General features: G+C 63.6%; 12 protein-coding genes and 1 pseudogene. 7 read left to right on the top strand and 6 right to left on the bottom strand.

The window, feature by feature from the left end:
• Both HPO_RS20685 and HPO_RS02920 read left to right on the top strand, forming a co-directional pair.
• A pseudogene (locus HPO_RS20685) lies at window positions 1-273 on the top strand (CoA transferase); the annotation flags it as partial.
• Window positions 273-707 (top strand): hypothetical protein, encoded by a 435-nt coding sequence (locus tag HPO_RS02920; protein WP_035594311.1) that lies wholly within the window; start codon window positions 273-275, stop codon window positions 705-707. The pseudogene HPO_RS20685 and the gene HPO_RS02920, both read left to right, overlap by 1 nt.
• 3 nt (window positions 708-710) lie before the next feature.
• On the opposite strand, the gene HPO_RS02925 is transcribed toward HPO_RS02920, so the two are convergent.
• A complete protein-coding gene (locus HPO_RS02925) occupies window positions 711-1,424 on the bottom strand; it encodes a GntR family transcriptional regulator (protein WP_035594313.1) in 714 nt (237 codons plus the stop codon).
• Window positions 1,425-1,666: 242 nt separating this feature from the next.
• Here HPO_RS02925 and HPO_RS02930 point away from each other — a divergent pair, with 242 nt between their 5' ends.
• The 4 genes from HPO_RS02930 to HPO_RS02945 are packed head-to-tail and all read left to right on the top strand — an operon-like array spanning window position 1,667 to window position 7,026.
• Window positions 1,667-2,974 carry an MmgE/PrpD family protein gene (locus HPO_RS02930; RefSeq protein ID WP_035594315.1) on the top strand — a complete coding sequence of 436 codons (1,308 nt, stop codon included), beginning with the start codon at window positions 1,667-1,669 and terminating at the stop codon, window positions 2,972-2,974.
• Window positions 2,971-4,341 carry an MmgE/PrpD family protein gene (locus HPO_RS02935; RefSeq protein ID WP_035594317.1) on the top strand — a complete coding sequence of 457 codons (1,371 nt, stop codon included), beginning with the start codon at window positions 2,971-2,973 and terminating at the stop codon, window positions 4,339-4,341. Before HPO_RS02930 ends, HPO_RS02935 begins: the two co-directional genes overlap by 4 nt.
• Window positions 4,342-4,345: 4 nt before the next feature.
• Window positions 4,346-5,743 carry a phenylacetate--CoA ligase family protein gene (locus HPO_RS02940; RefSeq protein WP_035594320.1) on the top strand — a complete coding sequence of 466 codons (1,398 nt, stop codon included), beginning with the start codon at window positions 4,346-4,348 and terminating at the stop codon, window positions 5,741-5,743.
• Complete coding sequence (locus tag HPO_RS02945) at window positions 5,740-7,026, top strand: amidase (RefSeq protein WP_035594322.1); 1,287 nt, start codon at window positions 5,740-5,742, stop codon at window positions 7,024-7,026. Before HPO_RS02940 ends, HPO_RS02945 begins: the two co-directional genes overlap by 4 nt.
• Here the strand turns inward: HPO_RS02945 and HPO_RS02950 are convergent.
• The 5 genes from HPO_RS02950 to HPO_RS02970 form a co-directional block, all read right to left on the bottom strand.
• Complete coding sequence (locus tag HPO_RS02950) at window positions 7,017-7,799, bottom strand: enoyl-CoA hydratase/isomerase family protein (protein ID WP_035594325.1); 783 nt, start codon at window positions 7,797-7,799, stop codon at window positions 7,017-7,019. The two genes, HPO_RS02945 and HPO_RS02950, sit on opposite strands and share 10 nt — an antisense overlap.
• Window positions 7,796-9,223, bottom strand: a complete 1,428-nt coding sequence (locus HPO_RS02955; RefSeq protein WP_035594327.1) for an aldehyde dehydrogenase family protein — start codon at window positions 9,221-9,223, stop codon at window positions 7,796-7,798. Before HPO_RS02955 ends, HPO_RS02950 begins: the two co-directional genes overlap by 4 nt.
• Entirely contained in the window at window positions 9,220-10,800 is a 1,581-nt protein-coding gene (locus tag HPO_RS02960) for an FAD-binding oxidoreductase (RefSeq protein ID WP_035594329.1), read from the bottom strand. Before HPO_RS02960 ends, HPO_RS02955 begins: the two co-directional genes overlap by 4 nt.
• A gap of 18 nt (window positions 10,801-10,818) precedes the next feature.
• Window positions 10,819-11,475: a hypothetical protein gene (locus HPO_RS02965; protein ID WP_035594332.1), complete on the bottom strand. Its 657-nt coding sequence runs from the start codon at window positions 11,473-11,475 to the stop codon at window positions 10,819-10,821.
• 62 nt (window positions 11,476-11,537) lie between these two features.
• Window positions 11,538-12,335, bottom strand: a complete 798-nt coding sequence (locus HPO_RS02970) for a GntR family transcriptional regulator (protein WP_035594334.1) — start codon at window positions 12,333-12,335, stop codon at window positions 11,538-11,540.
• 161 nt (window positions 12,336-12,496) lie between these two features.
• Between HPO_RS02970 and HPO_RS02975 the strand changes: the two genes are divergently transcribed.
• Window positions 12,497-13,330 (top strand): DUF1838 family protein, encoded by an 834-nt coding sequence (locus HPO_RS02975; RefSeq protein WP_035594336.1) that lies wholly within the window; start codon window positions 12,497-12,499, stop codon window positions 13,328-13,330.
• Window positions 13,331-13,332 lie beyond the last annotated feature (2 nt).

Raw genomic sequence — 13,332 nt, forward strand, 5'->3', positions numbered from 1 at the left:
TGGGAGGCGTTCCTGGCGCCGGTGGACTGCTGCTGGGCGGCGGTGCGCAATCTCAAGGAAGCGTTCGATGATCCGTTTACGGCAGAGCGCGGTATGGTGTTCACCGACGCCGATGGCAACCGCCATGTTGGCCCCCCGATCCGCTTTGCGAAGGAGCCGCCGCAACCCAATCCGAAGCTGGCGAGCTTTGGCGAGCATTCGATGGAGATTGCACGCGAGGCCGGGCTGAGCGCGGAGGAGATTGAAGCCCTGAGGGCGAAAGGAACCATCTGATGACACGCTTTCCAGCCCATTTCGCGCATGAAGGTATCTGGGAGGGGAAGTATCGGCATCTGGCCGTGGACGGCACGGAAGAGGGCCGCTTCCGCTCCCGCGTCACCTGCGAGTTCCCGCAGAAGGATGGGGTCATTTACCGGCAGACCACGGAGCTCTGGACGCCGGAAGGCGCTTACAGCAAAGCGGGTTTCGATGGCCTTGATCGGGGTGACCATCTTTTTTATGATTCCCCGACATTCCATGGCCGCAGCTGGGAGACTGAGGGCGGTCACCTGATGCTGAACCTGATCCGCAAGGATGAACCGGGCGCCTATTTTGTCGAACTCATCATCATGGGCGAAGGGGGCAAGCACCGGGCCCGCACATGGCACTGGTTCAAGGACGGCCAGATCTATCGCCGCACGCTCTGCGAAGAATCGCGTGTGGTCTGACGCCTATTTTCTCTGCCGAGTCAGCTTCATTTCATAGGCGAAGCGGCCTGCAGGATGTAGACTTTCGGAGACGAGGATCGTGCGGCCGGCCGTATCGGCATAGCGGCGCAGCGTGCGCAGGGCCGGAGAGCCGGCAGCGACACCGAGGCGGGCGGCATCGCCCTTGCCGAGGGCGACCGCTTCCATCCGTTGAATGACATTTGACACCGAGGCGCCATGCGCGCCCTCGATCCATTCGGAGATGGAGCCCTGTAACTGGTTCACTTCTTCCAGCGGCGGGGCAAGCTGACGGAGCACGAGGATCGTGGTGATGGCCAGCGGGGCTTCGCCGGTGGCCCGGCGCAGGCCCGTATAGACGATATAGTCTCCCTCGACACCCATGCGCTTGAGATCGGCAGCGCTCGCCGGGCGGGTGCGCTCGGGAATGAAAACGGCGTCGCGGGCATATTGGAGGATCGACTCGAAATCGCCAATCGGTTGGGCAAAGGCCGGGGCAGGCGGCGCGGTGACCACCGTACCGGCGCCGCGGCGGCGGGCGATCAGGCCATCTTCGGTCAGGATGCGCAGCGCTTCGCGTGCTGTATGCCGGGAGATGTCCTTGACCTCGCACAACTCCATTTCCGTCGGCAGGGCATCCCCGGGTTTGAGCGTGCCTGATGCAATGAGCAGGCGAAGTTCATCGGCGATCTGTCTGTAACGGGGCTGTATCGTGTTCAACGCCCTCTCCTTGTCTTCAACGTCAACCAGTAATGGCCAGTCCACTGCAGGACGGCAATCCCGTAACAATCAGTAAATTTGGACAGAACGCGCCCAATGCGAGACCGCAAGCCGCGAAAATCAGTGGCTGACCGCATCCGATCTGTGCACAACAGGCGAGAATGCAATAGATATATCAAATAAATTCCGCGAGGATACCAAAAGCAGTTTTCGTTTGCGAAAGGCTCATGTAGACAATCCATATGTCCGGACAAACTTTTCCCGATTTTCAGGCTTCCCTGACCCTCGTGGAGGCGCTTGCCGGCCTGCTTGACGCGCCTGTCGGAGAGGAAGACCGGGCGCGCACATGCCTGCACCTGCTCGATTGGGTGGGATGTGCGGTTGCCGGGCGCGCTGAAGTGGCGGGCAGGATACTCCTGTCGCAGATGGAGGCCGGCGCAGGCGCACGGGCTTTTGCCTGGGGCGGGCTTGGCAACATTCTCGAGATGGATGATGTCGACAAACGCGCGCTTCTCCATCCCGGTCCGAGCATCATTCCGGCGGCATTGTCGCTTGCCATCGAGAAAAACCTTTCCGGCGGCGCGCTGCTGGATGCCATCGTGCGGGGCTATGAGGCGACGATCCGGCTCGGCCGGGCGGTGGGGCCGGGACATTACGCGCTGTGGCATAATACGGGCACCTGCGGAGCTGTCGGGGCGGCCGCAGCGTGCGCAAGCCTGCTGGGCCTTGACCGGGCAACCACGGCCCACGCGCTCGCGCTGGCGATCAGTCAATCGGCGGGGCTTTGGCAGACACGGCATGAGCCAGCCAGTATGGGCAAGCAATTGCACACGGCGGTTTCAGCGCGGGCCGGGCTGGATGCGGCGCGGCTGGCGGCGGCGGGATTCAAGGGGCCGCTGACAATCCTGGAAGGGCCGCAGGGCTTCTTTGCGGCGATGTGCCCCGGCGCTGATCCAGCCGCTGTTATTGCAGGAGACGCTGGCTGGCGCATTCATGATGTGAGCTTCAAGCCCTGGCCGGCCTGCCGCCATGCCCATGCCACCATTGATGCGGCGCTGAGGCTGCGTGAGCGTGTGGATGTGCTGGAGAAGGGCGGCGATATCCTCGTTGAAACCTATCGCGATGCGCTGACATTCTGCGACAAGCCGGAACCGGGAACGGTGATCGAGGCGAAATTTTCGCTGCAGCATTCGGTGGCGGTCGTGATGGCGCGTGGACGCCCGAAGCTGGAGGATTTCAGCCTGGAGGCGGTGGCTGACCCGGTGCTCGCGGCGCTGCGCAAACGTGTCAAAGTTGGACAAAATCGGACATTTCAGGACAATTACCCGTCACGGTTCGGCGCCTCGGTGACCTTTGCCGGACAGACCGAGACAGTTCCGGACGCCCTGGGCGACCCGGAGAACCCGGTCGGATTGGATCAGCTGCGGGACAAGGCTCGGGCGCTGTTCGTGGCCGGTGGCCTTGGCGAGGATGAGGCCGAGGCGCTAAGGGTGGCAGCGGAGACGGCCTCGCCCGGGCTTGCGGGCCTGATTGGCAAGGTGCTGTCATGAGCGGCGCAGCAGATGCCTTTGTGAGCCATGCCCTTGGGCTGCGCTGGGATGCCATCCCGGGAGAGGCGCAAGAGGCGGTGAAGACCTTTCTGCTCGACAGCCTGGGCGTGGGTATCGCCGGCGCTGGAGCGCCGCTGACGGCGCAGGTGCGCCAGGCTGCGCTGGCCTGGGCGGGGGCCGGCGACGCGAATGTGTGGGGCCAGGGCAGCTACCGGACGAGCGCGGCGAATGCGGCCTTCATCAACGGGTTCCAGATCCACTGCCAGGAATTCGACTGCGTGCACGAACCCGCCGTGGTTCACCCGATGGCGACCATTCTTGCCGCGCTGATGGCCACCTGCGACCGGGAAGGCGATGTGACGGGCGCCGAACTGGGCGCGGCGATTGCTGCGGCGGTTGATGTGGCCACGGGGCTGGGCATGGCCGCGAAGACGCCGCTGAAATTCTTCCGCCCCGCCACGGCGGGGGTCTTTGGCGCGACGCTGGGAGTTGCCCGGTTGCGGGGGCTTTCGGAAGGCGAGGCGCGCAACGCGCTCGGCTACGCGCTCTCTTTCGCGTCAGGCACGATGCAGGCGCATACGGAGGGCAAGCCAGCCCTGCCGGTGCAGATTGCCAATGCAGCCCGTAGCGCGGTGATGGCATGCGACCTGGCCGCCGCCGGCATGGAAGCGGCGCAGGACAGTATTGAGGGGCCGTTCGGATACCTGACTTTGTTCGAAGACGGATTTGACGCAGCGCCGGTGGTGGCCGCGCTTGGCAGTGTGTTTCGGATCGCGGAAGTCAGCCACAAGCCCTTTCCAACGGGACGCGCCGCGCAGGGCGGGATCGTGCTGGCCAAGCAGGCGAAGGCCGCAGGCATCTGGCCTGAGGAGATTGCATCAATTGTCCTGACCGCGCCGCCGCTGATCAAGCGCCTGGTGGGCCGCCCGGCGCAGGCGGGCATGACGGCCAGCTATGCCCGCCTCTGCTATCAGTATTCCGGCGCGCTGACCCTGATCGACGGGCATGTGGGCCTGAAGGATTTTTCCTCAGAGGCGCTGGCGCGGGCAGATGTGGCAGCGCTTGGCGCGAAGATCGAGGTTATCGATGATGGCCAGCTCAACCCGGCGGCCTTCACCCCGCAGGTTCTCCGCATACGGCTGATGACGGGCGAAGCGCGCGAGTTCACGATCAATTCCCTTTTCGGAGCGCCCGCCGATCCCCTGACCCCTGCGCAGAATGAGGCGAAGTTCCGCGAATGCTGTGCCTTTGGCTTCGGAACGGCCCGTGAGGATATAGAGGCGGCGATCATCGCCGCCGTGAACGGTCTTGAAAATCTGGATGATGCCGGACGGCTTTCCCGCCTCGCATCTGGTATAATGGAGTGATCCGATGACGGATGGACACAATACTTACTTCAATGCGGTCGACTGGACGAAGATGCAGGAAGAGCATCCCACCGGCGACGCCTTCATCGCCTTTGCCAAGAAAAGCCGCGACGAAATCCGCGCGCATCAGGAAAAACTGTTCAAGCGTCTGGTGGACCGGGCCTGGAAGACGAAATTCTATCAGCATCACTGGGGCAAAGCCGGCATCCAACCGGGTGATATCAAGGGGCTGGAATCGCTTCCGTTGATTCCAAGCTTCGACAAGAGCGACATCATGGAGTCGATTGCGCGCAATCCTCCGCTGGGTGATTTTGCCGGGTTTGAAGCCTATGGGCTGGGCGAGCGCCCGCCGACCATCATGCACACAACCTCTGGCACGACCGGCACGCCGCAGGTGCTGCTGTTCGGTGCTAAGTCGCGCGAAGTGCAGAACCTCCTGCTGGGCCGCCTCTATCGCTTTCAGGGCCTGCGTCCGGATGATGTGGTTCACTCCGTTTACGGGCATGGCATGATCAATGGCGGTCACTATGTCCGCGAGGCGGTGACGCACTGGACGAGCGCGCTGTTCATGTCTGCCGGCACGGGCGTTGAGACGCCTTCGATCAAGCAGGTGCAGCTAATGAAGGATTTCGGCGCGACCGTGATCGTGGGCTTCGCCGACTATATCAAGAAGCTTGCGCGCGTGGCCGCAGAGCAAGGCATTGATCCGGTGAAGGATCTCAAGATTCGCATGATTTCCGGCCACCTTGGCCGCGAGGACAAGGATACGCTGTCGCAGGCATGGGGCGGCGCGGCGTGTTTTGACTGGTATGGTGTGGGCGACACCGGCTGTATTGCCGGGGAAGGTCCGGACCGGGACGGTCTCTATGTGATGGAGGACGCGCAGTTCCTGGAGATCGGCGATATCGATACGGGAAAACCTGTGGCCGAGGGCGCTGAAGGCGACATGATCTGCACCTGTCTGTTCAAGGATGATATCTATCCGATCATCCGCTTCAATACGCATGACGTGACGCGCCTGCGCATGGGCCAGTCGAGCCTGGGGATCAACTTCCAGCGGATTGAGGGCTTCCTCGGCCGCTCCGACAATATGGTGAAGATCCGCGGCATCAACATCTTCCCGCAGGCGATGGGGCCTATACTCGAAGAGGACAAGGCATTTGCCGGCGAGTTCATCTGCAAGGCAAAGCGCGACGACAGCGGCCGGGACGAGTTCATCGTGGCGGCGGAAGTCAGCGGGGATGCGGGCGAAGCGGTTGCCGAGCGTTTCCGGGCACTTCTGAAACAGAAGATCGGCATTGATGTCGGCGTGGAACTCAGCGCGCCGGGAACACTGGCGTCGCTGACGCAGACGGAAGTTCGCCAGAAGCCGATCCGCCTGATCGACGAGCGTTTCAAATGACGCCGATCGAGCGGTTCGAGTATTATGCCGGGCGGATTGCCCGGCATGACGGCGCGATCCATGCCTATCTTCACCTCCGTCTTGACGAGGCGGAGACAGAAGCGCGCGCGGCGCAGGCCCGCCATGAGGCCGGAAAGCCCCTGTCGCCGATTGATGGCTGGTGTTTCGCGGTGAAGGCAAACATCGCCGTGAAGGGCTTGCCCCATCATGCCGGCATTGGCGCTTACCGGGATGTGATCGCCCCGGAGGATGCCGAAGTCATCCGCCGCCTGCGGGCCGGCGGGGCGGTTATCCTCGGCATCGTGAACATGCATGAGGGCGCTCTTGGGGCGACCACAGACAATGAAGCCTTCGGGCGGACACAAAATCCGTGGAAGGAAGGCTACACGCCGGGTGGATCGTCTGGCGGATCAGGCGCGGCGGTATCCGCAGCGCTGTGCGATGTGGCGCTGGGCTCCGATACGATGGGGTCTGTGCGCATTCCTTCGGCTTATTGCGGGGCGCAAGGCATCAAGCCCGGCGCCGGGCTCGTCCCGAACGAAGGCGTGCTGGCGCTCTCGCACACGCTCGACACCGTTGGCCCGCATGCGCGGGAGGTGGCGAGCCTCCGGGCCGCGCTGAGCGTGATGACGGGGCAGAAATATCCCGCCGGGCGGGGCGCGCTGAATGGCCTGCGCGTCGCCATCTGGGACGGGGAGGGCCGCGACGGCATGGACCCGGTTGTAGCGGAGGCATTCGCGGCGGCGGCTGGCAGGATCGCGGCGGCCGGCGCCGTGCTGGGCCGGATCGAGCCGCCCGGCTATGAATATGGCAAGTCCCGCCGCGCGGGGCTGCTTATCTCCGAAGTGGAAGCGAGCGAAATTCATGCAGCGAAGCTCGCGGATAATCCGGAAAGGTTTTCAAAACTTTTCCGTAAACTGATGGCATGGGGCGCAGCGCGGCCCGAGGCGGAGATTGAAGCGGCGTATGAGCATATCCGCAGCGTTGAGGCAGCCGCGGGCGCGGTGTTTGCCGCGCAGGATCTGGTAATCGCGCCGGTGGCGGCGCAGACCGCGTTTCCCTTCGGCGCGCCCGTGCCGGAGAATCAGGCGGACTTTACCGCATGGGCAAACTTTGCGGGCTTGCCCGCAGCGGCCGTGTTCACAGGGCTCAGCGCGCAGGGGCTGCCGCTGTCATTGCAGGTGATCGGGCCGAAGGGCGCCGAGGCCCGCGTGCTGGACGTGGCCGAGACGTTGGAGCGTTTGTTTGGGGCCCCGCCCGTGCCGCTGGCGCTTCAACGATAGGTGAATTTGGCGGGACGTTTCTCGAGGAAGGCTTTGTAGCCTTCCTTGAAGTCCTCGTTCGAGAAGCCGTTCAAGAACAGGCTTTCCGCTTCCGGAGTTTCCTCCGTCCAGCCATTCTGCAGACCACGGATCATGCGCTTGGTGGCGCGGACCGACCATTGCGAGATGGCGGCGATCTCGCCGGCCCAGGTGCGGGCGGCTTCAAGGGCAGTGCCGGTTTCCACGAGGCGATCAATCAGGCCAAGGGATTTTGCTTCCTCGGCGGCGAAGATGCGGCCGGTAAAGAGAATGTCTTTCGTGGCGCCGGGGCCAACGGCGGAGAGAAGGCGGCGCGTGTCGCCGGCGGGATAGACCAGACCGAGCTTGCCGGGTGTGACGCCGAACTTCGCGCCCGCGCCCGCCACGCGCAGGTCTGCGGCCATGGCGAGGCTGACGCCCCCGCCGACACAGGCGCCTTCAATCGCGGCGATCACCGGCTTTTCGCTGTTCTCGATGGCGTCGAGCGCATCGGCGATGCGCTGTCCGGACGCTTTGGCGGAGTCAGTGGTTGCGTAGATGGTTTCGAATTCGGAGATGTCTGCGCCGGCGGCGAAAGCGCCGGCTGTGCCGCCGTGCAGGAGGATCAGCTTCACATCCGGGGTCGCATTCGCCTCTGCCACCAGGCTGGGGATGGCGGCCCACATATCGACCGACAGGGCATTGCGGCGCTCAGGCTTGTTGAGCACGATTTCGGCAAGCGGGGCGGCAATGTCGAGGCGGATCGGAAGGGTCATTGGGCATCCTCAGCGAAGGCGGAAAGCGGGGCAGGCGCGCCGGTGTTAGCGATCAGCGCCTTACGCCGCAAGAAGCGCTGAAAACCGGCAGGGCCCATGCGGCTGCCGCCGAGGCCGGAGAGCTTGAAGGAATGCTTCTCCGCTTCGTGGAATAGGCCGGTCAGGGCGGCATCGTTGAGACTGATCGCGCCCGCCTCGATTTGCACGGCGATGGCTTCGGCTTCCTCCAGCGTGCCGGCAAACACGGCGGCGGAGAGGCCGTATTCGCTGTTATTGGCCGCCTCGATGGCGTCTTCTGTTGCCGCATAGGGGATGACCGGCAGGAGAGGGCCGAAGGTTTCCTCGGTCATCACCTTCATCTGCTGGCTGACATTCGTGAGGACGGTGGGGCGCAGCCACAGTCCGCCGCCATGGGTTTCGATCTCGCCGCCGGTGAGGATGCGGGCGCCTTTGGATTTTGCGTCCTCAATCTGGTCTGCGAGAATGGCGGCCTGTTTGTCGAAGATGATGGGGCCGAGGTCGCCGCTGGTGATGTCCGGCCAGTTGAGGCGGACGGCGGCGGCTTTTTCGGTGAGGCGTTTCAGGAACACGTCGTGGATCTCTGTGGCGACGTATATGCGTTCGATGGACTGGCAGGCCTGGCCAGTGGAAAGAACGGAGCCGCGCAGGGCCGCGTCTGTTGCCTTTTCAATATCCGCGCTGGCGGTGACGATGAGGGGGTCCTTGCCGCCAAGTTCCAGGAAGGCGGGGATCATCTTTGCGGCCGCCGCAGCGGCAACCTTGCGGCCAGTGGCAACCGAGCCGGTGAAGCAGATCACATCGACGGCCTCGATCAGCGCAGCGCCGGTCGCGCCATCGCCGGTGACGAAGGTGAGGACATCTTCCAGGCCTGCATCCACGATGGCGGCCATCATCGGGGCTTCAAAGCGGGGGGTGACTTCCGAGGGCTTGATGATGACAGCCGAGCCTGCAAGCAGAGCTGGTATGGTGTCGATCATCGAGAGGGTAAGGGGGAAGTTCCAGGGCGAGATGACGCCCGTCAGCGCATACGGAACGAATTGCGGCGCGTGGCGAATGTGGGTCATGGCGCGGCCCTGCGTCCAGCCGTCTGGCAGTAGGTAGGGCGCCTGGGCAACCCAGCCGCGCAGCGCGGCGACGGCGCCGTCAAGCTCCATGCCCGCGATCCGGCGGCGGCCGGTGTCGATCTCAAGGGCGGCCGTGATGGCGGCGCGGTGCTTTACCAGCGTGTCGGCAAGACGCAGCAGCGCGGCGCCCCGATCGGCGAGCGGGAGGGCGGCCCATGCCTTCTGCGCCGTCCGCAGGCGCGCGGCCGTGGCGGCGATTTCCGCCGTGCCGGCAGCGGAGATCTCATAATCTTGCGCGCCGGTTCTGGGGTTGCGGACGGGGAGTGTAAGAGAGGTCACAGGCCAAGGGCTCCAGGGTTCACATTGCCTTTGGGATCAACAACCGCCTTAACAGCTTTGAGCAGGTTCAGTGAGGCGTCGCTGAGAACTTCCGAATACGGATAGCAGCGGCCAATCTGGAAGTGGGCGGCGCCATAGGAATCGAAAAGGTCCACCACGCCGCGGCGCGCTTTTGCGACGGCGGCGGTTGCCGCCGGGTTTGCCGGGAAGCGTTTCAGCTTCTTGAGGTGGGCGGGGTCGACAGTGTCTTCATGAATGGCGAGCAGTTCTTCGGGCCACATGAAAACCGGCTCGATCAGATAGGCTGTTGTGCCCAGGGAGCTGATGAGGAAGCCGGTCTGGATTTCGAATTTTTCAAACTCGGCGGAAAGCGAGGCGAAATAGTCTTCCAGAGCTTTCCAGACTTTCGGCCCGTCAGAAAGAGACACAATCCCGTGCACCGGCACCCAGCGTTCGCCTTCGGCGCCGAGGATGGTGTTTGGCGGCGTGAAGGGGTTTGCACGGACGATTTTCGGAATGGAGTTTTCAGACTCCTTTCCGCCCACAGCTGCGCAAGCCGCCTTCAGGCGTTTCATATCTTCGGTGACGCCAGCTTTCGAGCGGCCCTCAACGACGAAATGCAGGCTCCAGCTATCGGCCTCCATGAAGTTGCGTCCGGCCATGGCAATCTTGGCGCCTTCCTGAAGGCCCTTAAGCAGATTGCCTTGCGCCTTCACCACATTGGCGAGCGTCTTCGTGTCTGCGGCGAGCGAGGCGCGTTTCAGGCGCACGCGGGTGAGGGCGGGGTCAAAGCCGAAAACTTCGCAGGCGAGGTTCTGCCGCGCGACAGCGGCCATCGCCTCAGCGCAGGCATCGCGGGTGACAAATTCGAAGGTTGCCCACTCTTCATGCTCCGGCCACGGAATGAGGCGGAAAGTGATTTCGGCCTTGAAGCCGAGCGCGCCGGAATCGCCGCAGAAAAGCCCGGTCAGGTCCGGGCCGTAATAGCGCCAGAAGGGCTTGCCGACCTTCGTGGCACCAGTGCCCGTGCGCACGGGCGTTCCATCCGCCAGAACGACCAGCAGGCCGGTTACGCTGTCAGCGGTGGTGCCATAGATGCCGGCGCCGAAGATTGCATTGCCCTGGGAAAGGCCGCCGCCAATGGTGGAATTCAGGCCCGAGAGCGGCCCCCAGAAAGGCGTGCGCAGGCCCAGTGGCTTCAGCGCGTCATAGAGCTGTTTCCAGGTAGCGCCTGCCTGCGCGGTGACATACATGTCGTCCTTGTTGATCTCCACGATCTTGTCGAGACGGGAGAGATCCAGAATGCCGACGCCCTGACGATCCGGTGTTGTGCTGCTGGTGTAGGACATGCCGCCGCCGCGCGGGTTGAGCGCAATATTGTGCTGGTGGCAGGCAGCAACCGTCTGCTGAAGCTGTTCAACGGTGTCCGGGGTGGCGATGAAATCGGCGGTGACGCCCGTGGCCCAGATGTCCTGGCTGAACAGTTCGCGGGCGGCGAGATCCTCGCTGTAGCCGGACGCGCCCAGGATCTGTTTCAGGACGGCGGCGATGGTCTGCGGGACGGTGGCGGTATCCATGGCGGTTCTCCGGGAGGATCAGACGGGTTTGAAGAGGGCGAGCAGGGCAGCGATGACAAGCAGCGCCCAGATGCCGGTGACGAGTGGGCGGGCGCGGTTCAGGGTTGCGGCGAGGCTGGCTTCGGCAGCTGGCGCGTCCGGGCCGGAAAGCCCCATCAGGGCCGGACCGAGCGGCTTCAGCACCGAGCGGATGAAGAGGCCGAAGCCAGTGCAACCCGCCAGCGCCAGCAGCTTCAGCGACAGGAAGAGGGGCAGGCTGCCCTCGCCGGCCATGTTCCACAGCGCGGCGGCGACAAGACCGGTGATCAGTGCCCAGCGGATGGCAAGGTCTGTCTTGCGCCAGAGCGCCGGGGCGGCGCCATGTTTCATATGGATGGTCCAGGCAAGGGCCAGCCAGCCGAGCGCGGCGAGCCAGACAATGACCAGCACTGGCAGGGGCAGGCTGATCCAGCCTTTGACATGGGCAAGCGTCAGACCTGTGGGGAAAGCGAGAATGAGCGCCGTGCGCGGCGCCATATCGACATCATTGACCACTTTGGCGGCAAGCATGCGCCGGTCGGTGCTGATGCCCGGCTTGATGAGGAAGCGGCTGGTGTAAAAGGCGCCGAGATCGCCGCCCAGCCAGTAAACGAACACCAGAAGGTGCAGCAGCGTGAAGATCGCTATTTCGGTCATCGGCGTATCCGGAGATCAAAAGATATATCTTTTAATCGCGCGAAGTTTCGCCGGACGCAAGCTCAGCTGTCTGTTTTCCAGTCTTTCTGGCGTGCGGTGTTACGTGTGAGGCGCATATGATACTGAAAACGGTCAGCGCGGTAGTGGGCCGTGATGTCCTGAACCGGGCGGCCGCTCTTGTCGCGCATGACGCGGTGGATGCGCAGCAGCGGCGAGCCGGGCGCAACGCCCAGATTTGCCGCAACTGCCGCTTCGGCAGCCTCGGCCATGATTGTCTGCTCCGCCTCGACCGGGGCATGGCCGGCCTTTTCCAGCAGCTTGATCAGGGATTCGGTGGCCAGCTCGTCCTCAGAATAACCCTCGGCCACATCTTCGGGAATGTAGGTGATGAGGTACGAGAAGGGCTCTCCGCCCAGGCGGCGCAGGCGCACGATGCGCTGCACGGATGAGCCGTGAGGTAATTCCAGCGCGTCACAGATAGCAGGGCTGGCCGAGGCCATGGTGCAGTCCAGCAGCTGGACCTGCGTTTCAACGCCCATGCGCGTCAGGCCGTCGATGAGGTTTTCGAAGCTGCCCTTCACGGTGGGGGCGGCGGCGTCGAAGGTGATGACTGTGCCGATGCCGCGCTGGCGGCGGACAAAACCAGCGACCGCCAGTTCGTTGAGCGCGCGCTTCACCGTGATGCGGGAGACGCCGAGCATCTCGGTAAGCTCCTGCTCGGCGGGCAGGCGGGTGTTGAGGCCCAACTCGCCGCTGACGATCTTGGCGCGCAGAAGGTCATAAATCTGTTGGTAGAGCGGGGGGCCGGCCGTCTCGTCGATGAGATCGGCAGTCAGGCTGAGGGTCGAGTCGGCCGCCATGGAGCGAGTATCCGTTACAAGTTGAATGATTTGCTCCACTTATCGGCTGAGCGTTCCGTGTTTGCAATGCACCATAGGGTTTTCGGGGGAATCAAAAGGTTTGAGTTGCATGGCGGTACATTTCCGCTAGCCTCACAAAAGATATATCATTTGGGGTGCTCATGCTTCGATATCTGGTTTCCGGCGCCATGCTTTTCCTGGTGGCTTGTGCTTCGGCGGGTGAACCGCCGGAAGTGGTGAGCGTAGCCGAGGCCTCGGCAGAGGACGACATCTTCCGCCTCTGGATCGCGGCGCGGGCAGGCAATGGCACGCCGGTCCACTGGGTGTCACAGGGAGCGGTCTATGCCTATCCCTCGGGCGAGAAGATCCTCGGCATGACGGGCTTTGACAGCTCGCGCGTGATCTGGCCGGAGGGAGGCGAGGGCGAGGTGATCCACCTGACGCGCAAGACCTTCACCTATACAGACCCGGTGACTGGAGAGTTCCTGACAGAGTTCAACGGGCAGAAGGTGGTGCCGATTGCCTATCCCTATCAGGTGATCCGTTACCGGATGAAAGACGGGCTGATCTTTGCCGATGTGGAGCAGGGCGTGGAGCCGCGCGTGCAGAAGATCGAATCGAAAGACGGGATCATCGCGCGCAAGGTCGGCGACAGCTGGGCGTTCACCGCGCCGCTTTTCCTGAATTTCCCGCTGCCCAGCGGCGGCCAGTATGAAGCCTGGGAGAACTACGACTTCTTCATCCATCCCGAAGGCAGCGTCAGCGAGCCCCATCAGATGAGCTGGCAGCGCCTGGGTGATCTGCCGCCCTGGGCCGGGGGCGGCAAAGGCATCTATCATCTGCTGAGCTGGCGCGTGGATTCGGCGGAGGAGTTTCCGCCGGAACTTCTGGAATGGGCGAAGGCAGAGAAGCCCCTGTGGCTGGCGCCGCCGGAAAGCCTTGAGGAAGTCCGCAGGCTGCAGAAGGGCGAAGGCGGGCCGGGCTGGGGCCAGTAGCG

The organism is Hyphomonas polymorpha PS728 (genome assembly GCF_000685315.1).
Lineage (GTDB): Bacteria > Pseudomonadota > Alphaproteobacteria > Caulobacterales > Hyphomonadaceae > Hyphomonas > Hyphomonas polymorpha.

Excerpts from the sequence above, each read along its gene's own strand:
- HPO_RS02965 (WP_035594332.1), bottom strand. The coding sequence starts at position 11,475 with ATGACCGAAATAGCGATCTTCACGCTGCTGCACCTTCTGGTGTTCGTT.
- HPO_RS02945 (WP_035594322.1), top strand. The coding sequence starts at position 5,740 with ATGACGCCGATCGAGCGGTTCGAGTATTATGCCGGGCGGATTGCCCGG.
- HPO_RS02930 (WP_035594315.1), top strand. The coding sequence starts at position 1,667 with ATGTCCGGACAAACTTTTCCCGATTTTCAGGCTTCCCTGACCCTCGTG.
- HPO_RS02970 (WP_035594334.1), bottom strand. The coding sequence starts at position 12,335 with ATGGCGGCCGACTCGACCCTCAGCCTGACTGCCGATCTCATCGACGAG.
- HPO_RS02940 (WP_035594320.1), top strand. The coding sequence starts at position 4,346 with ATGACGGATGGACACAATACTTACTTCAATGCGGTCGACTGGACGAAG.
- HPO_RS02975 (WP_035594336.1), top strand. The coding sequence starts at position 12,497 with ATGCTTCGATATCTGGTTTCCGGCGCCATGCTTTTCCTGGTGGCTTGT.
- HPO_RS02935 (WP_035594317.1), top strand. The coding sequence starts at position 2,971 with ATGAGCGGCGCAGCAGATGCCTTTGTGAGCCATGCCCTTGGGCTGCGC.
- HPO_RS02920 (WP_035594311.1), top strand. The coding sequence starts at position 273 with ATGACACGCTTTCCAGCCCATTTCGCGCATGAAGGTATCTGGGAGGGG.
- HPO_RS02950 (WP_035594325.1), bottom strand. The coding sequence starts at position 7,799 with ATGACCCTTCCGATCCGCCTCGACATTGCCGCCCCGCTTGCCGAAATC.
- HPO_RS02960 (WP_035594329.1), bottom strand. The coding sequence starts at position 10,800 with ATGGATACCGCCACCGTCCCGCAGACCATCGCCGCCGTCCTGAAACAG.